The organism is Legionella pneumophila subsp. fraseri, from assembly GCF_000586315.1.
Lineage (GTDB): Bacteria > Pseudomonadota > Gammaproteobacteria > Legionellales > Legionellaceae > Legionella > Legionella pneumophila_B.
Genome location: NZ_JFIM01000031.1, coordinates 16784 through 41679 on the forward strand (window position 1 = coordinate 16784; position 24896 = coordinate 41679).

Below are 24896 nucleotides of genomic sequence, written 5' to 3' on the forward strand. Positions count from 1 at the left end.
ATGCGTATGTTTCGTTACTTTAAACAGGGATGGAACGGGGAACTTAAATTTTCTGAAGTTCTGTTTGGTTCAGGTGGTGATTATTTTTTGCTTGAAGGCGGCCTGGCGTATATTGGATTCTATATTTTATTTGCCATTTTGTTAATGGCATCTAAACCATTATCTCTGGATAATATATTAGCCTTGGCTCTCTTCTCCTATGGCATAGTCTTATACATCTGGTTAATTAAAGCCTTTTGGGGATCGGCCAATCTTTGTTCAAATAAAATTTCAGCAGTTTTGATTCGTACCTTTACGATTATTTTGCCCTTGATTTCGATTGTGTTGTTTTTTCTGATTATCATTTATTATCTTGTTACAGCCATTATAGACGCTTTGAGTGGCTGATTATATTACGTTCTGTGAATGTTTAAACATCCTTTAGAAAAAGGGAATTTGATATGGATATTAAAAAAAACAAAGCAAAAACGTTTGTCAATTACATGCTTCATCTAGCCAATATCAATATCAATGGCCAGACACCTTGGGATATACAAATTTATAATGATGAGTTCTACTCCAGAATATTACGTGATGCCGATTTAGGCTTAGGTGAAAGCTACATGGATGGTTGGTGGGATTGTCAACGAATTGATTTGTTAATTTCAAAACTGATTAATGCAAATCTTGAATCCCAAATTAAAGTTAATTTTAAACTGGCATTTAAAGTCTTTTTATCCAAAATATTGAACCTGCAAACTCCAAAACGCTCCCTGCAAGTTGGCAGACATCATTACGATAGAGGGAATGATTTGTTTCAAATTATGCTGGATAGCAATATGAACTACACTTGCGGTTATTGGAAAAAGGCTGAAAATTTGGAGCAAGCCCAACTCGATAAACTCGATCTAACCTGCAGAAAGCTCTGTCTTAAACCCGATATGAAATTGTTGGATATCGGGTGCGGTTGGGGAGGACTGGCAAAATATGCTGCTGAAAACTATGGGGTATCCGTAGTCGGCATAACCATATCACAGCAACAATACGAGTTAGCTAAAACACGCTGTGCCCATTTGCCGGTTGAAATCCGATTTCAGGATTATAGGGATTTAAATGAAAAATTTGACCGTATAGTTTCCTTAGGGATGTTTGAACACGTTGGTTACAAGAATTACCGAAAATACATGGAGATTGTTCATCAATGCTTAAAGGATGATGGTTTGTTCTTATTACACACTATAGGATCAAATGAAAGTGTTACAAAAGCCACGCCCTGGATTTCAAAATACATTTTTCCCAACGGAATGACTCCATCCATCATGCAAATAGGCGAAGCTTCCGAAAAATTATTCGTCATGGAGGATTGGCATAATTTTGGAGCTGATTATTATAAAACCTTAATGGCATGGCATGAGAATTTCAACCAGGGATGGGACCAAATTAAATCCCACTATAACGAAAAATTCTTCCGTATGTGGAACTATTATTTACTCTCTTGTGCTGGCGCTTTTGATGCCAGAATGTTGCAATTATGGCAGATTGTTTTTTCCAAGAAAGGAATTCACGGGGGGTACTCTGCGCCGAGATAAATGTTTAAACGATTTATTCTGCATTGTAATACCCCCAACAGCAAATCTGATTTTCCATTCCATGAAGTTAGCAAGATGATTCATCTATTCTATTAATTTTGCTTGCAATTTTTATTATCTGGAATATAGTTTGAACTGAAATTTTGTCTAAAAAGGAATTAATATGCCAAAAAAAAATGAACCAAGTGGAGAAGAGCTGAAAAAAGCAGGGATAGTGGTAGGAATAACAAACCTGCTTTTATGGCCATTTTATTATGCCGATTCGAGATGGGGATTGTTTGCATCCATATTCGCTACTTCCGCAGTACTTTATGCTTCTCACGAAGTAGGGGAAAGTAAACGGCCAGTTGAAAATTCAGTGACGCGACTCGGTCTCTTCCAGCAGCGTGGAGCCAGTGAGGCTGAAATCGAAAATGCTTTTAATAATACAGTGACAGGTGCTGCTGCGATATATGATTGGCTTGTTCCTGGCTCCAATGGCCCCAAATAATCATTATCCTGTCTTAATTAAATTATATTTTTGGGAAGTATTATTGTATCCAAAACCACGTCATTCTGGAGATTGGTAAAGATCTCCAGAAATCTGTAGTCTTTACTTCTCATGGCCTTTATCCAATACTTATAATTAATCTGCTCATGGTAGATAAATAATGAAATTTCGAACTAAGTTATTTCTTGGCTTGCTGCTCATTGTAATTATTACTAACGGCATATTTCTGTTTTTATCTTATCAATATGGTAAAGAAACAGTATACAAAGAAGTAGGCTCATCCGCTTTATCCATAGCTGCGGCAACAGCCGTTCTGATGAATCCGGAGGATATTCAGAAATTTAATCTGGATACGTCTGCAAACTCACCTCTTTACAAAGATCTTGAAAAAAAACTTCTTGAAGTACGTAACGCAAATCGCCGTAAAGATGTTTATGTCAATTTCATATATAGTTTATTTCCCGACTCTAATAATCCCAAGGTACTTCGATTTGCTGTAGATCCTGAAGAAAACATTATAGATAAAACCGAATTGGGCACAGTCATGAAACTTAAGACTGAATCAGGGCAAACAATTAATGTAAATTATGAGTCTCCTGTCGTTCTTCCCGAATTTGTTGAAGACATCTGGGGTAAATGGCTGACCGCTTTATATCCAATAAAAGACGCGCAAGGGAAATACCTTGGAAATATCCGGGTGGACGTAGACGCCGGTTCGGTTAACCAAAGATTTCATTTCTTGCTGTACTCAGGTATTGCCGTCTTTATCTCAACATTTTTATTTGCCATGTTTTTAGGTTGGTTACTTTTTCAGTGGTTTAATAAACCCTTATTAAAAATTACAACCGCACTCAAAAATATTGCCCAAGGTGATCTTGAACAGCATCTCGACATTAGGACAAAAGATGAATTCGCGGAAGTGGGTCGAGTAATCAATGAAATGACTGAAGGATTGAGACAGCGTAACATGCTGCAAGTAAGCTTAACACGTTTTATTTCTCATGCTTTAGCAGAAAAAATTGTGAAATCCGGCGAGTTACCGCAAGTATTTAGCGAGAGACGTAAGGTCACAATTATGGTCTGTGATATACGCGATTTCACAACCATTTCGGAGCGTATAAAACCTGAATTGGTAGTCGATTTTTTAAATCATTTTTTTGAGAAAATGATAGAAGCTATTACCTCGCAACATGGAATATTGGATAAGTATCTTGGAGATGGTTTTTTAGCGATTTTCGGTTCACCTGATGATGACGCCTATCAAGAAGACCATGCTATCCATGCCTCATTAAAAATGCGAGAAGCGATGAAATCACTCAATGCCGATTGGGCAAAAATATTAGGCACTGAAATACAAATTGGTATTGGTATCAATACAGGCAGTGCCATTGTCGGGAATATTGGAACCGATATACATATGGAATACACAGCTATTGGCGATACTGTCAATTTGGCTTCCCGAATAGAAAGTGCCACCAAAAAACTCAACACAGATATCCTAATCAGTGAATACACGTATATTGCAACAGACCATACGATGTTTCAATTTATAGAGTTAGGAGAAATTTCTATCAAAGGAAGAGTTCATAAAGTGAAAGTTTATACGCTGTAGGATTAATTATTTTTAATCTGTAACAATTGACTGAAAACCCTCTATCACACCATATCAAAATACACCCACTAATTCTTGTGTCAAAATGGCATAGTCTTAATCAACACCAACAACACTTTGCTTGCCAGCTAGCCTCCCTTGGTTGGATTTCGCGAAGGCGATGTCGTTTTATCTTTCTCTATTTTGTTGTGTTCAGCTGTCTTTTTGGGGGAATCGCTAAAGAACTCGTGTCTACGTTCCTGAGGCCGTGCTCCCCGAACAACGGGTATTCGTTGCCTTTTACTTAAATCCATTTTGGGTTCTTCTTTTTCTCCAGATGGTTCAGATACATGCTGTCTTGTTTTTTGTACAGCAGTAGTTTCGCCGTGACTCAATCTGGGTTTCTTTTCATGTTTTTTCTTTATTGTTTCTCTATGAGATTTAAGTGATTCCTGGACTTGCAAAGGAGTAACAAACATTAATAAATCCGGATTTTCTTGGGTTGACTGCCCATGAAGTGATTTCTCTACCAATTCTTCATTTTCAGTAATGTGTTGTGTCAGAGTAGCTATTATACCCTGAGGTAAAATGTCAATTGGCGTGACTTTGTTGTTAGTCGTATTAATTGAAAAAAGTTCTCCATTCTTGTTTATTCCATAGCGAATGCTATGAATTCCATCAGAAGCTTGAAAAGATGCTGCAATGAAGACATACTTATTTTCAGTATCAGACTCATTGGCTGAACTCCAGCGCAATATAAAGTCTGTGCTGGACTTGGAAAAGTATTGATTTACTTCTTCAGCAGTTCTGATGTTTTCCTTGTAATGTCGGTCAACAAATATTTCCTCCATCACTTTATATATTTTTTCACTTTCCAGAGATTCTAGTTGTTTACGACTGTACAAGTTATAACCTTCAATCCCATTATTGGTAACATAAAGACGCCCTTTATTTTTCGATTCGATCGTTGCTTCCTCGGTAAAATCAAAAATACGGATGTCTTTACTACCATTCTCTGTTACAAACTCCATAGCTGGAGTTCCCTCTAGAGTTGGGGAATAATGACCATCAAATCGCATAGTAGTTGCTGCTGAAGCAATAATCCTTGTATTGATTTGTTTTTCCCTGAACAAGCGCCCCAATAAAGCTGCCCCACTACTTAGACCACCCTCACCAGCATTACATGCCCAGAGAACTATCGTTATCGTATCACCTGCCTTGAGATTTCCATTCTTCAGAATCAGGTCTCTAAACTGTTTATAGGTCCAATCGGTACTCATTGGCTGAATCGGAGTCGCTAATGGGGGGACATAATCACCGGTAAGATGATCCAGAGTAGTATTGCTATGTCCGGTAATGAAAACCAAACTGCCATCTTTAATTTGATTAAAGTATTTTCGCTCGTCAGGACGAGCCTGGGCATCCCTATGCATTTTAATAATAGGAAAACCAGTCACATGGTTTATTCCAGCAGCAGTTCCTCCTCGACGAGGAAAGATGCTTGTGGTTTCAGGGGATTGTGAACTTAAAACGATTCCAGTAGGCATTAGTCATACTCAATTAGCTTATCTTAAAAATTAGAGAAAAATTATATACAATCTGCTTTTTTATTATTTTAAATGCAAGGTTGTTTTACTTTGCTCAATTGTGAGTGCTTTATAATGATCAACGGGAATCCTCTTGATTTTGAAAGAAACTTTCCATTAGCTTCGTGCTGTCCAATATAAAACCATTATAGTCTATTATAAAAACATTAAGGTTATATTAATAACAATTAAGCATTAAAATAAAGAATACATTCGAGATGTTTTGGAGTTTTTAAGATATGCTGAAAAATGGACTGCAAAAAGCTGGAATATTACCCATAATATAAAAAGTAACAAATCAAGCAGGCAAACATCATGATTAAAAGAGGAATAGAACGGCTTATTTTTTCAGAGATCGAATGCGATATGAAAAAATGTTCTATGACTATTACAGGCAAACCCATATCCTATGGGAAATTGTTTGATACTGTAAATCGTATTGCATCTCACTTTCAAAATGCAGCACTTTCAGGAAACCGCATTGCTTTTATGCTGCCCAATAGCCTTGAAATCATAGCCATTTACCTGGCCTGTTTTCAATCAGGATGCATAGCAATGCCTGTTAATCGACGCTATGCCCCACCTGAGTTTGAAAAGGTATTGCAAGATGCCCAACCAATTTATTTAATTATCGAAGCAAAGAAGTTATTTTTGTTAAAGAAAATCAATTGGTCAGCGACGGGAATTAAAAAAATTTTTGTGCTAGGTGAAGCTCATAATCATCCCTATTTATCTTTTAATGAATTATTAAGTGCACCAGCGAATTGCCCAAAACATCACATAAATTATAAAGCGCCTGCAGTAATTTTTTATACCTCCGGTTCAACGGGAGAACCCAAAGGAGTTGTTCATACGCTTTCTTCCATTGAAGCGATGCTTGACTCGACTTCATTGGCAATGGAAAACATTACGGCTGAAGACAAAATGATAATTTGTGAGCCACAATGCCATGTAAGTGGATTTATCGAAACATTCTCTACATTATCACGAGAAGGTACCGCGTTAGTTCATGATGGTTTTGATATGGATTGGTATCTTGTGACCGTGCGACATGAAAAGCCAACACTCGCCGTACATCACATTGATACCTATATAAAATTATTAGACTCTGGACGCTGTAATACAGAAACGTTTCAATCATTTCGCGGAATTTATACAGGTGGAGATGCACTACCCGTAGCAGTCCAGGACAAATTTCTGGCTTGTTCTGGTAAACCAATTCAAGTGGGTTATGGAATGACTGAAGCCATTTGGTTAACTGTCTGCAGAACCCCTGATTTGACTCAAAAATCCTGTATTGGCAAACCAGTACCAGGAGTCACATTACGTCTTGTGAACGCAAATGGAGAGGAAGTACCTTGTGGTGAAACAGGAGAAATCCAGGTAAAAGGCGATATGGTGATGCATAGTTATTGGAATAATCCTGAAGAAACCCGCGAAGCATTCATAAAGGGCTGGTTTAAAACAGGGGATTACGGAGCACAGGACGAGAAAGGTAATTTTTATTATAAGGGTCGGATTAAAAACATTATTATCCGCAATACCTCCAATATTATGCCGGGAGAAGTGGAAGCAGCCATTTATAAACATCCATCGATTAGCGCAGCAGCTGTGATTGGTGTACCTGACAAGAAGGAAGGAGAAGTACCAATTGCTTTTGTAGTCGTGAAAAAGAGTAACCAATTGACAAGAGAAGAATTATATTCTTTCTTATTTGAGCAAATTGCTCAATATAAAATACCTGCAAAAATATACTTTATTGATGAGATGCCCTTGACCAATAGTGGAAAAATCAATCATAAGAAACTGTATGATTATCTTTAAAATTAAAAAAGCACAGTTTGCATGAGGTCAATAAGCATCACAGAACTATTTACGACCGAGCGACAAAATAAAACAGCCCCGTTATGCAAGGGAGCTATTTTAATGCAGGGGCATTATTTAAACCTTCTAATTCCTTTGCAGGCTTGCGTGAAAAAAAAGTTCCAAAATAACTCAAAATGGATCTATTAGAACTTGTCTCTTCCTCGTCGTCAACTTCTGTTATTTCCACCTTTGGGTACAAACTATCCTGAACCATTCTAAAGCCTGAAAAAACACTTTTAAGAATGAAAGGCAAAAAAGTTAACATAAGCAGCATAGTGCTTAAGTTTGTAGATTCATTAAACAGAGCATAATTGGCCAGGGATTGAAAAACAGCAATTATCAAAGCAATCCCCATAGTATTGGAAATCAATCTTGAAGCATTAATGTTCCGATTATCCATTGGCAAATCGGAACTTTCATTTATCTCATAAAAAGCAATCCACAACCACAATAAGTCAAAAACGACACTATACCAATGCTGCTGATTCATTTCTGTGACATCTGCTCCGACTGTTTTAGCCAAATCAAACGTCATTTTTCCACTTTTGAGCGCCAGAGCCATGGTTGGTTTTTCCTGCGAGTTGGCTAGAGGAGCAAATTTTTGAACAAACAGACTTTTGGGTAGATTAATGTCAAACAGTTCATAAAAAGTTTTCTGGGAACCAAACAACCGTCTTAGCTGCTCCTCACTAATATTGGATAAACCATCCACACCTGGAGCAAAAGTTCCATCATCTGAATGATGAGCTATCACCACATTCGAGTTTTTCATCATCATGACATCATTGGTACCATCTCCATTGGCGACAACAAAATAATGATGCTCCTTAAGATAACGAGCTAAAATACCTTTTCCCTCAGTGCTCATTTCAGCAAAAATAATGACAGGACGTTTTGCTCCCTCTCTATCCATTAGTTTTTGGAATCTAGTCAATATTGCTTCATTAATGCCTGAAAATATGACTGTGGAATCAGATGGATAATGTTCTTCATTTAAAAGTTCCATACCTTTTTCATCAACCTGATCAGCACGCAGAGTAAGAATTTTTCCTGCATTAGCCGGGCACAATACTTTGGCAATATTTTCTGCTGCTTTAGTCGTATCTCCTGTTGCTACAAAAACTGGAACGGATATTTCGCGACATTGGGCAATAAATTTTTCTGCCCCTTTTTTTACTGGATTATCAATAATAAAAGTACCGTAATACCCCAAACTTTCGAGTAAGATTCTCTTTTCCAAAATAAAATGCTCAATCTCCTTTTTATCATCCTTGCCAAATAATTCTTTTAGAGCAGCAAACTCATGTTCACTGAGCTTACCTCGAGCCAAACACCAATCACGAGATAATACACCTGTACGACTTTGCATAGTGGTATAGGCTTTTAATAAAGGAGTTTCTTTAAATGCTTCTTGTTTAGGAACCCCACAAAAGGCCAGATAATAATTTGAACCATCCTGAACCAGAGTCAAGCGTCCACCAAAAGTACGGTATAACCCCAGATGAAAAGTCTCAATTTCTTTCCGGGTTTCTCTAATGGTAATCACTTTTTTAAAATGATTATTGCCATGAATAGCAACTTCCAAACATTGCTGATTATTCAATAAGGATTTGAATAATTCCAAAATGGCATGCTCTTCAGGTTCCAATTCCTTTTTATTGTTTGTAAAAGCATTGCAAAACACTTCAAACGATTGCAGCCATTGTGTTTCTTCTGGCAGGAGCAAGCCTTCTTTTTCCTTTAATGTCTTCTGTACCTGAGGAAGCATATCAGTAGTCCATAACCCCAATACATCCATTCTTGTCGTTGTAAGAGTTCCGGTTTTATCCGAAATAATGGCAACACCATTGGGAAATCTGTCACGATAATAACCACCAAGAGCATTACATAAATCAACCACACGAAGAGCGTCTATGGTCCCAAAAGGTTGTTCCCCCAGGTTGCTATTCAATTTTTTCATCAAACGGCTATTCACAGTTTCCCGTAAAAAGGCTTCAGAAAAGGGAATCATAGTTTGAAAGAGTGTAAACATAAGCCTTAAGGTTTCTGCAGGCATTGCAGTAATATCCCTTTGTAAAAAAGCCGCCATAATAATGGAGCCTAAAATAGAATATAAAACACTTCTTTGTTTTCGTTCGGCAATAATTTCATTAATGACCGCTTTTTTCTCATAATTACTGCTTAATAAAAGTTCTTTTTCAGGTTTAATTTGAATAAAAATATTGTCATTACCATACAAGTTTAACTTATCACCTACCAACACCCCTGCCTGTTTGCCGTCTCTGACTGCATGCAAATCCACTTTGTTATAATGTGAAGTAAAAGCAGGCTTGGTTTCATGTTCTATCCAAACATCTTCCCCATTTTGGGCTTTAAGATTAACGCTGAATTTTTTTTGCTCGAGCGTTTGCGTAAACTCCCCTTTTAAATTTCGCTTTAGGGCAACCAACTCTCCAGAGAGCGGTACACAAGCCAAATCGATACTGCTATCACAATAAACCAAATCCCCTGTGCGTAATCGATACCTTGGGATACTTATAAACATTGGACCATCTGCAGTAAATCGTAAAACCTGATGTAACTTATGATTGTATTCGTAATCATGCTCAAGTTTTTGTTGCTGGATGCGCATTTTTTTTATAGTCGATGGCGCCAAATCTGCTAATAATGCAGGCAAGTTACGAAATTTCTGCATTATTCTATCCGCATAGCGAATATTGTGTGAAATGAGCCCCAGCTGAAATGCGCGTGAACTGATCATCAGTTCGCTGGCGATAAAGTGGTTGATTTGAAAATACAGATTGGATATCGGTGTAAGCCCGCTTGAAATCACTGCTGTATCCGAACGCTGTGCTCCTCGATTGTATTGGATTCGCACCAAAATCTCTTGTATTTTTTGTGTTAGATAAGAAATCCCGCTGGGAACAAGCAAGGCACTGGTTCCCAGCCCGGCAATTAATGAATATTCATCAGAAATACTATCATTCAATAAATAGGTAGTCCCTTTAAAAACGGAACTGTACATGTAAGTTATTGCCATCACCTCACTAGCCACAGCAGCAGACAATTCAACCTGGGAAGTGAATTTCCTGTCTGTTATCCGGTTTAAAGCACAATAACCTAATATCGCTGCACCAAAAAGAAATTTAAAAATAAAATCATATTCCGGACTTCCCGTTTGATATTCGCTCATGGATCGGGTTAGATAATCACCAAGAAGCAATGCCGCCCCAGAAGATATAGTTGGCCAAATGTATTTTTTAAAACTGCTCCAATCCATAGAGTCTAAAGAAAAAGTCATGGCTAAAGTGTTATAAAGCTCCCTGATGCGGGTAGAAAGAAAATTCCCTATTCCTTCTACAGTACTTCTCAGATAATACGTTCTATCCGGCTCAGTATTTTGTACCAATTGAAGCGCTAAAGCTCTGTTCTCTTTAGGAGTGGGTTTTTGCGATTTTTTTTCGGTGGCTTTCAATATTTTCATGTTATAAATCCTTTTGTACACCAATAACACTCTATTGGATCTTTAGAGCTCAACCTGATAATTAACTTATCTCTATAAAAGTTCAAGAGGATTTGAAAAAAATATTTGCAGCACGATTCGAGAAAAATAAGATTCTTTCAGGACTTACGAAAAACTCCAAGGTCGAGGCAAAAAATGTTTTTAATGAGGGAGTTTAGATAAACTAAATGACCGAGTTAAAAACATTTTTTAACAAAGAGATTGGGGTTTATCGTAAGTCCTGTCTTTAAATAAGGTTATCTCCTGAGTTGTAACTGACATTGGCCTCATTTACCCTAGGCGTTACGTATCCACTTATGTTGCAAGCGACTTAAAGTGCCATTTTGCACAAGATCGGCAAGGATAATATTGACTTTATCTCGGAGTTTAAAATTATCTTTAGCAAACGCGATACCAAGTTTTTCATGTGTCTCAGCCTGCAAAGGAACGGCCAGGTTGGGATAGTTTCGAATTAAACAGGAAATAACAGGATATAATTTAATGACTAAACCAATTTTACCAGCAGCCAGCTCTTGTATGGCCAATTCTATTTCATTGTATGCATAATATTTAATATCGCTGAGTATGTTCTTACGTAATAAATCCTTAGCTACTTCGTCTGAGGTATTCCCTTTCTGTATACCAGCAACCAAACCTTTCAAATCACAAAAAGAAGAAACATTTGGCTTTAATTCAGTATTAACTGCGATACCTTGATTAAACTCTAGATAGGAGTTCGAAAAAAGCACTTGCTTTGAGCGGTTTGGTGTGATGGTCGTTCCTGAAATGACAACATCGTATTCTTTATTAGCCAATCCTGAAAAAATATCATTAAAATTTTCTCCCTCATATTTGATCTGGACTAGCTGCAAATTTAAAATTCGACAAATTTCTTTTATTAAATCACTATCAAAACCATCACCTTGTTCAATATCAAACGGTGGATCCGGATAAGCAGTAGCCACCAATAACTTTCCCGGCTTTAGAATCATAGATACAAACTCTTGTTGGAATCGATTTATTTAGTATAGAGTAAACAGAAAAAAATTCAGCCAAATATTTGATATATCATTGATTTAAATGAATAATTTATCCATGCTCACTAGAGCAAAATGGCTAGGATTGGTTATGCAACCAGCAGCTAAAATTACAAAAGCCAAAAAGAACATAAAAAAATCATTATGTTTATTTATTTATCTAACCCAATGTTATATAATGCAGAATTTTAATCATTTAGATTTAAATTAAATCTAAATCAACCAGAGATCACATCATGCGTATGAAACTGTTTTCTAAAACAATTCCATTAACCAGCCAGGAAGCCTATCAAATATTATGCACAACAGATTATCTTGAAAAAATTTCAAAGCTTATCTTTAATTTTCAGCAATTGTTTAATGTTAAAAGCAGTACTCTTCTTTCTCATCACAAGTTCAACCCCAAAGTAAGTAACAATCAAGAATTCCTTCAGGATCTGGAAGCTCGTTATGATCGCCTCAAGCAGGCAGTAGAAAATAATGAACCTTACCCTTTTTTATACGGTGATGTTTGTTTGTTGAAAGAATACCTCCAGGTCATTCTAGGCTACTACCAGGATCAACTGAAAAGACATCAGCCCGTAGCAAAAAGCTATTTAAGCGGGATAACTAAAAGCCACAAATTTTCAACTCTAATGTCTGATATTTCAGAAGAGGAGCATCCTGAGCTTGGCAAAAAGGATTCAGAAATTTTAATCAAGTACACCATTAATTTCTGTGCAAAAAAAATCATGATGGAAGATCTAAAAACAATTAGTGACCTTGTAATAAAACCATTTTTATTTGATCACAAAGACGAACAGGATTTTTCTTATTGTAATCTATAAGCTGGAAAATAGATGAGAGGGCAGTGACCTGCATTTGACGACATCTCTAAATCGGATACTGCCCAATCCATTCCAAGCCCTACCTTGAAAAACCTCTTGATTGCGCAGCTAACAATATTTTATTTCACTAAAATAAAACCGATCCAAAATGAAAACTATTGCCCTATAATTAAAAAAGATAACTTCTCTTATTAAAAATGGACCAGATTAACAAGAGACCCAATTTATGAAACGGATAGTATTTATACTTTTGTTTATAAGCAATTTTCTTGTTCATAGTGAATCACTCAAGGTAGGTATTTTACAATTTGCCCCTCCTTTTTCATCAAAATCAGACAAAGCGAATCACTATTATGGTTTCGTAGTCGCCTTGATGAATATAATATGCAACCGTTTGCAAGAAAAATGCGAATACATACCTATTACTAATGAAGGTGAGTTAAAAGGCTTGGATCGAGGTACTTTTGATATTGTTTTTAGTTCAACCCCTATCACGACATCATTACCTGACAACTATCGGTACAGCTTACCGTACTTAACCAGTGATGGTCAGTTTCTAACATTAAAAAACAACTCAATTAATACCTTGAATGATATCAATTTTAAAAAAATTGGTTTCTTTAAGATTAATTTTCATCAATCTCCTCTTTTAAAAAAATACCAAACTACCAATACTCTTATAGAGTTCACAGATCCTGCAGAATTAGTTAATGCACTAACAGCAAAAGAAATTGATGCCATCTTAATCAACTATCAAGCGTCACGATTCATCGTGAACAATCTAAACCCGGCTGAAGACAATCAATTAAAATTGATTGGCGATAAAATACCGATAGGAAGCGGCTATGGGATCATAGCTCTTAAAAACCAATCGGCGTTGATTGATAAAATCAATCGCATTTTATTGGAGATGGAAAAAGATGGTTCCTACCTTCATATCTACAACGAATATTTTGGTGCAAACTCTGTGTATAATCTGCATCATTAGTTGGTTATTGTGAAAATTGCTATATATAATGGGTATTTAAATTTTCGAGTAAAGCACGAAAATCAGTTTTTTCGAAAGCGCTGTTCTATTTAAGATCGCTTGATTTTTTCCAAATAATTAACTGCTGACCCTTTACCAATGCTACTCCTGCGCCAATATGATTCCATTTCACAATATCTTGAGATGTCACTTTATAAAGCCTTTCGAGTGTATGATACGTTTCATTGGGTTGGACAATATGTATGACTCTGTACACTTTACCTTTTATTGGCGTCTGCCTTAAGAACTTTGACTTTGAAATTTCATGGAACGGTAATACAGGAGTATTCTTGGTACTCGGAATTAACAAGACCTGATTGGGTCGTATGGAGCCATCTGGCAGACGATTTAATTTTTTTATTAATGAAGCTGTCGTATGGTATTGTCTGGCAATACTTTGTAAGCTATCCCTCGGAAGGACGAGATGTTTTCTCCAGCTCACTCGTTTATCGACAGGTGAACGGGATAAATTGAAATAAAATTGAGTCACTTTTGCTATAGGAATAAGCAAAGTGAAGGGCTTATAGGGTGCTGTAGCCCATCTATTATAGCCCGGATTTAATTTGGTTAATTCATTAACCGAAATGCCCGCTAAACTGGCCGCATGATTCAAGTCAATTTGACTGCCAATATTCACCTCTTCAAAATAAGGTCGAAATGGTATTGCAGGCAGATTTATTTTATAAGCTCGAGGGTTGCTCATGATTTCAGCCAGAGCTAAAAATCGGGGGACATAAACTTGTGTTTCTTTAGGTACATCCAGATTCCAAAAGCTGACACTACCCCCCTTAGGGTTATTTGCTTTTACAGCTCTGCCTATGGCTCCTTCGCCAGCATCGTAAGCTGCGATGGAGAGTATCCAGTTTCCGTTAAACACTTTATTTAAGTGCATCAAGTGAGTCAGGGCTGCGTCAGTTGAATGATTAATACTTCGTCTTCCATCAAACCACCAATCCTGTATTAATCCTAATTGATTTCCCGTCACTGGCATTATTTGCCATAAACCTGCAGCACCAACTTTTGAATAAGCAAAAGGGTCGTAAGCACTTTCTATCATTGGGAGTAATGCCAGCTCACCTGGTAAATTTCGTCTTTGTATTTCTCGAGTTACATGATAGAGATAGGGCTCAGCCTGTTTACAGACCTTGGTCACAAAGCCAGGATGATCCAGCAGCCAGCGTATTTGATCTTGAACCTCTGGGCGATGGATTTCATGATTCATCTTAAATTCACTGCGCAAAACATCCCATACATCACGTGTTTCAAATGCTTTAGCATGAGTAGTGAAGATAAAAAAAATAAGACAACTGAATAGCAGCTGCATTTTTTTATCGATAAATGTCTTAATCAAATTACGATTCCTGCTCTACAAAGCTTCTCTGGAGTCCGTTGATATGTATTGTTTCTATTCCTGAACCAACCGTGAGCGTGTCTTATAAAATATACTCCTCTTGGTAGCTTGTATAAAGCACTTCCTAAAACATAAGGCTTAGGCCAATTTTGTTTAATTATGTTGTACCTGTTTAGTATAAAATTAATTAGAGAATCTATAAATGTTTTATTTAAATGCGCACTAACAGTCGTTATAATTATTTCATATATCCCCATTATGTAACGAAATGAAACGGTGATCATCTGCTCTATGGCGAAAATTTAACACCCTGTCTATTTAACGCTTTTTTATTAATATTGCTCTAACATTTGTTTCGGTATATGCTGATGGCTCCTCCAGCAACTATTTATAACAAACTGATTTTTATCAGGGCGGTAAGTGCTTATTTTCATATGGAAATGGGATAGCTGGTTGTGTGTATCAAGCATCAAAGAATGATAAGAATTAATATATTCAGGAGAATGGAAATTATGGGCACTTTTTTTGAATGGTTTCCCAGAGAAGTAGGTTTAGATAAAAACCCAGATGCGTTTAGAACAGATTGCTATAAATACTATTGGGGAGAACCTCCTCGATGGGGTGGTACCGTTGACGCATGTGAAGTTGAAACTAGTTTATACACTATGGTATATAATTCCATAGGACTTTTGAGCTACTTGATACCTTTGGTAGGTGGATATTTAGCATTACATTTTGCACGAAACGCAAACTCCAAAGCATTTTCCGAGGACAATCCAGAACATGGCCTTGAGCAGTCTGTTCTTACCCTTAAATAGGCTTAACTATTTGATCTAAAATCAATAACTTAAAAGCCCAGATAAAAAGATACGCTTTAAAATCGAATCTCGTTAAGAGATTTTTATATGTCAGGAATTTTGCCTAAGATGTCGGATCGTTGATCCGACATCGAATGAACAGGAAAACACCTGATCAAATATGAGTTTTTAAATTGTATTCACATTATCGGTTTTTATCGATAGCAAATCTTTCAATTCATTACCAATATGCTCATCTTCTAACAACGGCATAATGGTAGTGCCAAGTACTCCTGTAGTCAGTATATCTCTATCCGTATCATTGAGTGGCTCAGCTCCTTCCGTTTCAAGATTTTGAAATAATTTGGTGATAGCGTTTAGTTTGTCTGTCTTACTGTAACCTGCCGCTCCAAAAAAACTGAACAGTGTTCCAGCCATTCCATAATAATGTTCATATGTCCTTTCTTGAGTAGAATCGATATAAGGTTTCAACGCTTCTCTCAATCGTGCAATGGCCACCGATCTTGTGTCAGGCTCACTGACAGGTTCTTGATGAGTAACGGTCACAGGAACAACATTCTCTCCATCAATACCGTTATCATAATCAACACTTTCAGAATCTGAAATGGATTCATCAAGGGTTTCCTCATTTTCAGCAGCCAATTGGAGCTCGAGCAAACGCACTTTTTTTTGCAGATTTTCTATTTTTTCAGGCAAGGTCTTTGTAGCAAGTATAATTAAGCTCACAATAGGGTGCTCTGGGTCAATAAAAACCCGTAATTGATCTTTGTTTTGTATTAATTCTGAATTTTCAAATTGAGATAATGCTCTCCTTTTAACTTCTGTTGACTGACTCAACAGGGCCTGATCAAGAATGAGAGCCAATTCATTCGCTTCTTTTTCCAGTGCTCTTAATTTAGACATAACTCTTCCCAATTTAGTGATAATTTTTTTCAAACAGTGATTAATTATAAAACAAAAACATTAAGATAATCTTAACTTAAGAAAAATGGGCTATATCGCGAATTGGCTCAAACCAGTTGCTGTAGCCCCCTTGTAACAACAGATAGTTTGAGGCCGTTAGACTCACTCACCCCGGTCAGATACCGCTACGATGAGTAATCACACTGAATTTTTAGAATCATTCACCAAATTTATAAGCTGTTGTAACTCACAAACTGAACCACCACACGCTGGAATAGGAACCGGATTGCCATTATAGGTAATTTTTACTGTGTAATAATTTGCTCCATTATCGTAGAGAGAAAAATTAACATTTGAGGCATAAGGGGGAGACTTTTCCAAAGGAGCGCCTAAAAAGCTCAATACACTGGCTATTGTAGTATCATGGGCAGAAAGTAAAACATATTTTAGTTTAGATTTTTGCAAGCTTCCGGAATTAAGATAATTTGTTATGTTAGCCATCAGCTTTGAACTATAGACACTCGCTATTTGTTGAGGTTTCTCTTGCGCCATAAAAGCCCACTCAGCGGAATTGATAATCGTTTCAATATCGCTAGGAGTTAATCCTTCCGGCATAGGAGCATTATGGATTTGATGAATATATAAGGTATGACCAACTGTTTCCAGATCCTCCAGATTATCAATCTTAATACCAGTCAGACGGCTCCATAATGGGTATTTCTCTTTCAATTCATTATTTTTTTGTTGCCACTCCCTGGTAGAAAAAACATATTGCTCCATTAGCTTTTCCCGTTCCTTACGATCTACCTGCTGAATGATAACTTCATCGTATTTGGACGGTGCGCTAAATACTGGAATAGGCTGAAAAGCATAAGGTAAAGCAGAAGTACCTGAAGGAGTTGTTGGTCCAGTTCCAGGTGGATATAACCCCATTAACAATGACTGAGCGCTCATCAAGGTTCGTGCATAATCCGTAGAGCGGACATAGATGGTTCCGTATTCATAGTGCTCAGGTAACAAATGTGACTCTTCAACATATTTTTTGCGAAATGCCATGCCCATTTTGTATTCTTGTTGCATACCTTCTGCCGTAAGCTGGCCAAGCCCCTCTTGCCATTGGTAATTTACAGTAGGCAAAGCAACAATCGGCGTTCTGTCACCATGACGAATAATATCCACAGCAAAAATCAGCTTGTCTTCTGCCAATAAAATCGAAGGTACGCTAATTAATAGTGCGAAACTCAGGCAAATCTTGTTGACCATGTATTCATACTCCTTGAGATAAAGTAAACGAGAGGTTATGTAAAAAATTCTTGTTATATCTTGCGGCCATTGGCTAACCTGGGTTTCGCACTATGACGAAGACACAAATAAAAATCAAGACATCGCCTTTTGTACGCCTTGATTCATCTTGAACTTGGAAGAACACTCTATGTTACACAGGAAGTAAAGAAATTGTCCTGAAATCAGCTAGAATTAAGATATCGCTCAATTGTTGGGTGAGAAATCCCTTGCCATATTGGAGTAGCAATGAGCTGTTATGCGTGCAATTGGAAATTGATTTATGTTTTTTTCATTTTTATTATCTTTAATAATTGTCCATTTGCTTTTGCAAGCCCTTCCCTGACCAAGCAATTACACACCATATTAAAAAACAATCTCGCAGACTCATTAACTCCCGGAGCTGTATTACTGATATCAAGTCCAGACATAGGCACAATTTCTGTCGCGGCAGGGTTTGCCGATAAGGACAATAAAACTCCAATGAATATTATGGACAGTTTTCGTCTTGCCAGCATGAGTAAAACCTTTTTGGCTGTAACTGTCTTAAAACTGGTTGCAGATAAACAGTTAAATCTTGATGATAATATTGCAGACTTATTACCAGATAGTATAGATATTGAACGCATACCGAATGGAGATGAGGTAACAGTTCAACAATTACTGCAAATGCGTAGTGGTATTCCTAATTATACGGATTATGCTTCTTACAGTGATCTCACTGATACTATGGTAGACAAGGAATGGACACCTGAGGAATGCATTAAATTAGTCTACGATCAAAAGCCTAACTTTAAGCCGGGAAAAGATTATGAGTACAGCAATACTAATTATTTGCTACTGCAATTAATTATTGAAAACTTGACAGGAGAATCCTATGCTGAATCAATTAAGGAATACATCCTGAAACCTCTTCATCTCAAAAATACTTATATAGAAAAACAAGAATTTGATGATGACCATCATTATTTGTCAACACATGGCTATACTCTGGAAGATGGTAAAGTGGTTGACGTAACAGACTATGATGATGGTTTCGGCTTAGCTGATGGCGGAATAATTAGCACAGCTGAAGATATTAATCTCTTTGTCCAGGCATTGTTAAAAGATAAAATACTTTTATCTTCAAGTTATTTAAAAATGATGCTTACCTTTCCAGATGATTATGGTTTTGGGATAGGACGTGAAGAAATTGATGGGGAGATAGCCTGGTCCCATAATGGAGCAAGCTCAGGATATCAAGGTCAGTACTATTATTTTCCAGATCGGCAATTGACTGTTGTCATTTTAACCAACTATTTTGACAGTGATATCATAGAAGACATAGCATCTCAGACTCTCAGTGCGATTGACAATTCTGAATAACTACTTGTCCGTACTCAACTAATAGAAATCCGCAAAATAGATTATATGTTATACTAAGTGAAAATTATATGACCTTTTATGAGGGCAAAATATGGCCATTTATAAATTTGAAATCTCGACCATGCAAAACGGCAATACACAGATATCAGCAAGGCATAAATCAACAGGAGAGATACATGGCTATGTTCAACTCGCCTCATCGGACAGGTTAGAAAGCAGAAATTTGCTAGAAATAGACCAGCTTTATGTTGACAATAATGCCAGAGGACATGGATTAGGAAGTGAACTTGCCTCAAGAGCCATTAAATATGCTCTTAAAATGGACAAAGGCATTCATATGATGATTCAACCAGGCTCGGATGTGTTTTGGAAAAAATATTTTAATTCTCGTTTTGATGGAAAACGCATTACCCTGTTTGGTGGAGAAACTTTAAATACCAATTTAGCTGATGGAAAAATATTTGAAATTTCTAAAGAAAGTCTGGTTGCCAATTACAAATTTCCTCAAGATAGACACTTGCGTGATCGAGATATGGAAAGAATCTGCACCAAACTCTCTAATTAAGTGTCAGGCTCTAAAGCCTGACTTGGCCAATTGGATTACTTACAAACACCATTAATAACACAATTTTTCAATTATCTCGCAAATTTGAATTGATTGTTTCAGGACTTACGAAAAACTCCAAGGTCAAGGCAAAAAATGTTTTTAACGATGAGATTGGGGTTTTTCGTAAGTCCTGTGTTTTTATCATAAGTCACTTCCCAGCCGATATTCCCATAAGCTCTTGGCGGAGTGTAAACACCGCAACTGGTATTGCTTGCAATCGCCGTGTTAAGGCATTGAATGACCCATTTGATTGTAGCTGTCAGAGTAAACGGTGAACCATCACTGCCACCATTAGCATTTGGCGAGGGATAACCAATGACAACCTGGGAAGGTCTTAAATAGCTAATATAAGTTTGGAATCCTGTAGGACGACCATTAACCGTTGCTGGCCAATTCTCCAATTTTCTTATTTAACGATAAATTATATAAAAATTGTCAATTTTTTTACAATTGGTTTTCATCTTAAAATCACATCAAAACAATTGATTCTTGATGATGGCAATGCAAAGGAAGACCAAAGCCATCCACAAATGAGATGTTCTTAGATAGCAAAGAGATGCCAAATCAATCATGTAAAGACTCGATTTAATATTAAGTAAGAGAATATTAAGTAAGAGAGCTCAGTTTAGATAACAAGTTGTACTATAATTTAATAGACAATATCTCAATCGCAACTTAAATGGTTTATTGGAAGATACGAATTTCTTTGAGGACAAAAATGTGAATATTAATAAAGTAAACACAGGAGTTAAGGGATTAAACGATATTTTAAATGGCGGCTATTTGAAGAATAAACCAACTCTCCTCAAAGGTAGTCCTGGCACAGGAAAAACAATTTTCACCCTTTTTTTTACCTACGAACAACTCAAGTCAAACAACAGCGTCATTTATGTCACCTGCGAAGAGTCGCCAGAGCAAATTATTTCTCACATGGATGGATTCAACATTGAAATTAAGAAATTTTTGCAAGAGGGTAAGCTGTTAATTCTTGATTTTACACCTATATTGATAGATGAAGTGGCTGGAGAATTCGATATCAACGCCCTTTTACTTCGTATAGAACAGGCGCAACAGAAAATCAAAGCCGATACCTTAATTATCGATTCACTTCAGTCCATTCTTTTAGGTATTAAAAACTATGATCCCAACTATGAGCTTTTAAGATTGTTTCAGTGGGGGCGGCAAAAAAATCTTACCATTCTCACAACGATTGCTGAAAACCAAACGATTTTACAAACAAACCTCTATGATGAATATGTTGTCGATTGTGCTATTGAACTGAAACAAAAAGTTAAGAACGACCTGATGACGCGCTATTTGCGAATCATTAAAAACCGTGGTTCATCTCATGGCACTAATGAATATCCCTTTTCTATTACTGGTAATGGCATTTCATTACTTCCCATAACCAATACAAAATTAGATACAATAGCTTCGAGTGAATATCTAAGTACCGGCATAAAATCCTTGGATAAAATGTTGGGTGACAAGGGATATCCGATTGGATCTCAGGGAATAATCACTGGACGTTCTGGAACCGCAAAAACCCTTTTTGCAGCAAGTTTCGCCCAATCAGCCGTTCGACAAGGAAAGAAAGTATTGTTCATTTCATTTGAAGAAACCCCTAGTGATTTAATTCACCATGCCAAATCCATTAACATTGATTTAATGAAATGCATCACTCAAAAAAAGTTACAAATCAACTCCAGACGCTCTGTAGAAATGGGGCTGGAGGATCATATTATATCAATCATTAATTTAACAGAACAAAAGCAATTTGATGTCCTCATATTGGACCCTCTTTCTTCGCTTTTGGATTTAGGGAATCAAACAGAAGTTAAGAGATTGTTCATACGTTTCGTCTCTTATATGAAATCTCACAATAAAACCCTACTTTTTACTGAATTAATACCTGATTACCTTGAAGAAAAAAGTGAGCTTGGTTTATCCAGCTTAACAGAAATCTGGATTCGCTTAACGAACACACAAAGCAATGGAGAGTTCAATCGATTAATCCACATCGCCAAAGCACGTGGCATAAAAACATCCAATCAAATCAAGGAATTTTATGTAACTGATAAGGGAATTCGCATTGAAGAACCTTATATTGGTGATAACCAAATGGTATTTGGCTCGCAAAAATCAGCCTGTATATTGAGAGAAAAACAAGAATACCATCTGAGAAAACAGGAAATTAAACGCATTGAACGTGAAATACAAGTTCTTGAAGAGGAACTGCTTGCCCAGCAAAAAATTCAGGAAATAGGTTATCTGGCTAAACGGAATGCATTAATGTCTAAAAAAAATAAATTGCTTGCCCAAGAGCAAGAGATTATTACACGAATGGAATCGAATAAATTGCTAAGAGAGTAATTGAATGACTCGAATTAAGCTAAAACTGTTTGTGATTGGCAATAGTGCTATATCAAAACGTGCCATTATTAATTTGCAATCGATATGCTCACACCCCAAGCTTGCTGATTTGTGTGATGTTGATGTGGTAGATCTATGTAAAAACAAGGGGATAGCAGAAGAAGAAAAAATTCTCGCAACTCCGATATTAATTAAAAAAGAGCCTTTGCCCGAACGTCGAATCATCGGTGATTTATCCGATACACAAAAAGTTATCGCTGCTCTGGAAATGGATTAGGTGATATCGTGATTTCAAACCACCCTGTAAACACTCAAAACTTCTGGTATCAATTAGTTGAAAAAATGGCTATAGGAGTGTTGGTGATTAATAATGAAGGTCAAATTCTTTATGCGAATGATTATGTAATTCAATTATTTGGCGTTATCCGTACAGAACTCATTGGTTCTAATTTCTTATACCCTATGGCTGCAGATGAAACACAGGAAGTTGAAATTTTAAAATCCAATAATGAAGTTTTAACAGCACATATGAATGTCAGGAAAAGTATCTGGGAAAATCGTCTGGTATGGATTATTTCTCTCTTTGATGTTACAGAACTCAAATTAAAAGAAAAACTTTTAACCATTTCAAGTAAGGGTATTAGTTCAGCTTTTGAAGGCATTATTATCACCGATCCGGAAGGCACCATTCTTGAAGCGAATAACGCTTTTATGAAAATGTCCGGATATATAGAACAGGAAGTCATAGGCCAAAAACTGGCCATTTTACATTCAAGAAAGCAAAATGAGAAATTTTACAAGGAACTTTGGAAGATATTGGCTGAAAAAGGACAGTGGAGTGGTGAGCTTTGGGCTAAAAAGAAAAACAAAAGGTTATTTCCTGTCTTTTTAGCCATCTCGGCTGTCAAAAATTCTGTCGGGGATGTGATAAACTACATTGGTTATTACCATGATCTAACACTAATAAAAAAACAAGAACAACAAATTGAGAATTTCAAATATTATGATTATTTAACAGGTTTACCAAATAAATTTTTACTCACCCAAAGACTTCAGATGCTTATCAGCGGATTGCCTGAAGAAAACGAAGAACTCATCGTTTTTAATATTAGAGTATTTGACTCAAACAGCAAAAACTCTCTGTTAGATTTCCCCCCTGATACTCGCGATAAAATCATATTGGAAACAGTTAACCGTATTGATCGAACATCACCTAAAAAAATATTTTTCTCACGTATCGGTTTAAGCGAGTTTATTGTTGTTTATTTTATAAAAAACCAAATTGAAGTGATGGCTTCCATTGCACAAAGAATGATAGAAAAACTCGCTTGTCCTTATTACATTGATCACCAAACTATTATTTTGCAAACGATCATTGGATTAACCGCATATTATAAAAATAGCGCATTCAGTGCCGAGGACCTGCTACAACAATCAGAAATTGCCCGCCATAAAGCTCAAATCAACGGTGTTAATATTTTTGAGTTTTTTGATCCACAGGTTGAAGAGCGAATTATAGAATTTAATAAACGCATTGAATCTGTCTCTAAAGCGATGCAATTAGATGAACTGAAAATTTATTACCAGCCTATCGTGGAATTAAAGACAGCTAAAGTAGTAGGTTTGGAAGCATTGCTGCGCTGGCAGCATCCAGAAAAGGGCCTCTTACTTCCCAAACAATTTTTATCTGATCTTAATAATCACCCTCTTTCTCTACAGCTTGGTGATTGGGTGCTGCATCAGGTATTGCAGCAAATTGAAAAATTACTGGCATGCAACATAAAAATACCCATCAATATTAATGTGAGTGGTTACCAATTGCAGAGCCCCAATTTTGTCAAAAAACTGCTTGATACATTGGCACAATACCCAAGTGTTCCTCATCACCTAATCATGCTTGAAATTCTCGAAACAGAAGCTATTGAAGATTTGGCGCTAGTTTCCCGGATAATAGCCGAGTGCAAGACTAAAGGAATTAACTTTTCTCTGGATGATTTTGGGACAGGTTATGCCTCTTTAACCTTTCTTAAAGAATTCAGTACCGTTGAAGTTAAAATTGATCAAAGTTTTATCATCAATATTTTTGATAATCCTAAAGATTTGGCAATTCTGAAAATAATGATTGAGTTTTGCAGGGTCATTGGGCGTGTCTTGGTTGCAGAAGGGGTTGAAACAGTAGCTCATGGGAAATTATTAAGCTTGTTTGGTTGCAATCTAATCCAGGGACACGCTATTGCCAAACCCATACCTCCCAAGAAATTAATTCCATGGATAAAAAATTGGAAACTTGATCCAGAATGGGGGGAAAGCCTGTTTTCGCAAACCGTATTAAATAAATTAGTCGAAATCTCCATAAAACACTATCTTATCTTTCAATCAATCAGACTTTATTTAGAGAATAATCAATCTCCTAAACCTGAATTATCACTTGAAGTATGTCCAATAGAACAATGGCTTTTTGAAAATCAACAAACAATCAAAGAAAAAAAACGATTTAAAAAAGTGTGTGATTTGCATCACAAGGAACATAAGTTGGGAAATATAATAATTCAGCTAATTCAGACAGGGCAAAAAAAACAAGCGGCCAAACAACTTGCAAAGCTTGATGGCTTAAGAGATAACTTCCTGAAAGAGTTAATGAATTTAATTTTTTAATTCAATTACCATTTAAAATATTGAAGAATGAATTTCAATCAAAAATATT

The 24896-nt window shown here is 36.5% G+C and carries 19 protein-coding genes and 1 pseudogene; 13 read left to right on the forward strand and 7 right to left on the reverse strand.

All coding sequences use genetic code 11. The annotated features are described in order from the left end of the window. The first annotated feature begins 6 nt into the window (after positions 1-6). The 4 genes from CC34_RS0107965 (at position 7) to CC34_RS0107980 (ending at position 3670) form a co-directional block, all read left to right on the forward strand. Positions 7-387: a hypothetical protein gene (locus CC34_RS0107965; protein ID WP_027227715.1), complete on the forward strand. Its 381-nt coding sequence runs from the start codon at positions 7-9 to the stop codon at positions 385-387. Between the two features lie 53 nt (positions 388-440). Then, the gene (gene cfa / locus CC34_RS0107970; RefSeq protein ID WP_027227714.1) at positions 441-1568 is read left to right on the forward strand and encodes a cyclopropane fatty acyl phospholipid synthase; all 1128 of its coding nucleotides are present in this window, start codon (positions 441-443) and stop codon (positions 1566-1568) included. 163 nt (positions 1569-1731) lie between these two features. Next, positions 1732-2058, forward strand: a complete 327-nt coding sequence (locus tag CC34_RS0107975; RefSeq protein WP_027227713.1) for a hypothetical protein — start codon at positions 1732-1734, stop codon at positions 2056-2058. Positions 2059-2218: 160 nt separating this feature from the next. Next, positions 2219-3670 carry an adenylate/guanylate cyclase domain-containing protein gene (locus CC34_RS0107980; protein WP_027227712.1) on the forward strand — a complete coding sequence of 484 codons (1452 nt, stop codon included), beginning with the start codon at positions 2219-2221 and terminating at the stop codon, positions 3668-3670. 128 nt (positions 3671-3798) lie between these two features. Here CC34_RS0107980 and CC34_RS0107985 read toward each other — a convergent pair whose 3' ends face one another. Beyond that, positions 3799-5196 carry a hypothetical protein gene (locus CC34_RS0107985; protein ID WP_028379371.1) on the reverse strand — a complete coding sequence of 466 codons (1398 nt, stop codon included), beginning with the start codon at positions 5194-5196 and terminating at the stop codon, positions 3799-3801. Between the two features lie 354 nt (positions 5197-5550). Between CC34_RS0107985 and CC34_RS0107990 the strand changes: the two genes are divergently transcribed. Next, positions 5551-7059 (forward strand): class I adenylate-forming enzyme family protein, encoded by a 1509-nt coding sequence (locus CC34_RS0107990; protein ID WP_028379372.1) that lies wholly within the window; start codon positions 5551-5553, stop codon positions 7057-7059. Between the two features lie 94 nt (positions 7060-7153). On the opposite strand, the gene CC34_RS0107995 is transcribed toward CC34_RS0107990, so the two are convergent. Both CC34_RS0107995 and CC34_RS0108000 read right to left on the reverse strand, forming a co-directional pair. Next, positions 7154-10585 carry a cation-translocating P-type ATPase gene (locus tag CC34_RS0107995; protein ID WP_028379373.1) on the reverse strand — a complete coding sequence of 1144 codons (3432 nt, stop codon included), beginning with the start codon at positions 10583-10585 and terminating at the stop codon, positions 7154-7156. A gap of 314 nt (positions 10586-10899) precedes the next feature. Beyond that, a complete protein-coding gene (locus CC34_RS0108000; RefSeq protein WP_028379374.1) occupies positions 10900-11595 on the reverse strand; it encodes an ABC transporter substrate-binding protein in 696 nt (231 codons plus the stop codon). 281 nt (positions 11596-11876) lie between these two features. Here CC34_RS0108000 and CC34_RS0108010 point away from each other — a divergent pair, with 281 nt between their 5' ends. Together CC34_RS0108010 and CC34_RS0108015 are read left to right on the forward strand one after the other, a co-directional pair. Further along, positions 11877-12467 (forward strand): lpg1124 family Dot/Icm T4SS effector, encoded by a 591-nt coding sequence (locus CC34_RS0108010; protein ID WP_027227707.1) that lies wholly within the window; start codon positions 11877-11879, stop codon positions 12465-12467. A gap of 226 nt (positions 12468-12693) precedes the next feature. Beyond that, positions 12694-13455 (forward strand): transporter substrate-binding domain-containing protein, encoded by a 762-nt coding sequence (locus tag CC34_RS0108015; RefSeq protein ID WP_028379375.1) that lies wholly within the window; start codon positions 12694-12696, stop codon positions 13453-13455. An 85-nt stretch (positions 13456-13540) separates the two neighbouring features. Here CC34_RS0108015 and CC34_RS0108020 read toward each other — a convergent pair whose 3' ends face one another. Next, entirely contained in the window at positions 13541-14845 is a 1305-nt protein-coding gene (locus CC34_RS0108020; RefSeq protein WP_028379376.1) for a transglycosylase SLT domain-containing protein, read from the reverse strand. Positions 14846-15357: 512 nt separating this feature from the next. On the opposite strand from CC34_RS0108020, the gene CC34_RS01000000116245 reads away from it, so the two are divergent. Continuing rightward, positions 15358-15663 carry a hypothetical protein gene (locus tag CC34_RS01000000116245; protein WP_231957872.1) on the forward strand — a complete coding sequence of 102 codons (306 nt, stop codon included), beginning with the start codon at positions 15358-15360 and terminating at the stop codon, positions 15661-15663. 168 nt (positions 15664-15831) lie between these two features. On the opposite strand, the gene ceg19 is transcribed toward CC34_RS01000000116245, so the two are convergent. After that, positions 15832-16566: a Dot/Icm T4SS effector Ceg19 gene (ceg19, locus tag CC34_RS0108035; RefSeq protein ID WP_028379378.1), complete on the reverse strand. Its 735-nt coding sequence runs from the start codon at positions 16564-16566 to the stop codon at positions 15832-15834. 198 nt (positions 16567-16764) lie between these two features. Further along, entirely contained in the window at positions 16765-17829 is a 1065-nt protein-coding gene (locus tag CC34_RS0108040) for a histidine phosphatase family protein (RefSeq protein WP_028379379.1), read from the reverse strand. A 267-nt stretch (positions 17830-18096) separates the two neighbouring features. On the opposite strand from CC34_RS0108040, the gene CC34_RS0108045 reads away from it, so the two are divergent. Continuing rightward, complete coding sequence (locus tag CC34_RS0108045; RefSeq protein WP_027227701.1) at positions 18097-19212, forward strand: serine hydrolase domain-containing protein; 1116 nt, start codon at positions 18097-18099, stop codon at positions 19210-19212. Between the two features lie 91 nt (positions 19213-19303). Further along, positions 19304-19777 (forward strand): GNAT family N-acetyltransferase, encoded by a 474-nt coding sequence (locus CC34_RS0108050; protein WP_027227700.1) that lies wholly within the window; start codon positions 19304-19306, stop codon positions 19775-19777. A 71-nt stretch (positions 19778-19848) separates the two neighbouring features. Here the strand turns inward: CC34_RS0108050 and CC34_RS0108055 are convergent. Beyond that, positions 19849-20220, reverse strand: a pseudogene (locus CC34_RS0108055) (hypothetical protein); the annotation flags it as partial. 319 nt (positions 20221-20539) lie between these two features. Here CC34_RS0108055 and kaiC point away from each other — a divergent pair. The 3 genes from kaiC to CC34_RS0108070 are packed head-to-tail and all read left to right on the forward strand — an operon-like array spanning position 20540 to position 24847. Beyond that, positions 20540-22192 (forward strand): circadian clock protein KaiC, encoded by a 1653-nt coding sequence (gene kaiC, locus CC34_RS0108060; protein ID WP_027227698.1) that lies wholly within the window; start codon positions 20540-20542, stop codon positions 22190-22192. 4 nt (positions 22193-22196) lie between these two features. Next, the gene (locus tag CC34_RS0108065) at positions 22197-22469 is read left to right on the forward strand and encodes a circadian clock KaiB family protein (protein WP_027227697.1); all 273 of its coding nucleotides are present in this window, start codon (positions 22197-22199) and stop codon (positions 22467-22469) included. A gap of 8 nt (positions 22470-22477) precedes the next feature. Then, the gene (locus CC34_RS0108070) at positions 22478-24847 is read left to right on the forward strand and encodes an EAL domain-containing protein (RefSeq protein WP_028379381.1); all 2370 of its coding nucleotides are present in this window, start codon (positions 22478-22480) and stop codon (positions 24845-24847) included. Positions 24848-24896 lie beyond the last annotated feature (49 nt).

Coding starts and splice junctions, on each gene's coding strand:
- CC34_RS0107965 (WP_027227715.1), top strand. CDS start 7: ATGTTTCGTTACTTTAAACAGGGATGGAACGGGGAACTTAAATTTTCT.
- cfa (WP_027227714.1), top strand. CDS start 441: ATGGATATTAAAAAAAACAAAGCAAAAACGTTTGTCAATTACATGCTT.
- CC34_RS0107975 (WP_027227713.1), top strand. CDS start 1,732: ATGCCAAAAAAAAATGAACCAAGTGGAGAAGAGCTGAAAAAAGCAGGG.
- CC34_RS0107980 (WP_027227712.1), top strand. CDS start 2,219: ATGAAATTTCGAACTAAGTTATTTCTTGGCTTGCTGCTCATTGTAATT.
- CC34_RS0107985 (WP_028379371.1), bottom strand. CDS start 5,196: ATGCCTACTGGAATCGTTTTAAGTTCACAATCCCCTGAAACCACAAGC.
- CC34_RS0107990 (WP_028379372.1), top strand. CDS start 5,551: ATGATTAAAAGAGGAATAGAACGGCTTATTTTTTCAGAGATCGAATGC.
- CC34_RS0107995 (WP_028379373.1), bottom strand. CDS start 10,585: ATGAAAATATTGAAAGCCACCGAAAAAAAATCGCAAAAACCCACTCCT.
- CC34_RS0108000 (WP_028379374.1), bottom strand. CDS start 11,595: ATGATTCTAAAGCCGGGAAAGTTATTGGTGGCTACTGCTTATCCGGAT.
- CC34_RS0108010 (WP_027227707.1), top strand. CDS start 11,877: ATGCGTATGAAACTGTTTTCTAAAACAATTCCATTAACCAGCCAGGAA.
- CC34_RS0108015 (WP_028379375.1), top strand. CDS start 12,694: ATGAAACGGATAGTATTTATACTTTTGTTTATAAGCAATTTTCTTGTT.
- CC34_RS01000000116245 (WP_231957872.1), top strand. CDS start 15,358: ATGGGCACTTTTTTTGAATGGTTTCCCAGAGAAGTAGGTTTAGATAAA.
- ceg19 (WP_028379378.1), bottom strand. CDS start 16,566: ATGTCTAAATTAAGAGCACTGGAAAAAGAAGCGAATGAATTGGCTCTC.
- CC34_RS0108040 (WP_028379379.1), bottom strand. CDS start 17,829: ATGGTCAACAAGATTTGCCTGAGTTTCGCACTATTAATTAGCGTACCT.
- CC34_RS0108045 (WP_027227701.1), top strand. CDS start 18,097: ATGAGCTGTTATGCGTGCAATTGGAAATTGATTTATGTTTTTTTCATT.
- CC34_RS0108050 (WP_027227700.1), top strand. CDS start 19,304: ATGGCCATTTATAAATTTGAAATCTCGACCATGCAAAACGGCAATACA.
- CC34_RS0108065 (WP_027227697.1), top strand. CDS start 22,197: ATGACTCGAATTAAGCTAAAACTGTTTGTGATTGGCAATAGTGCTATA.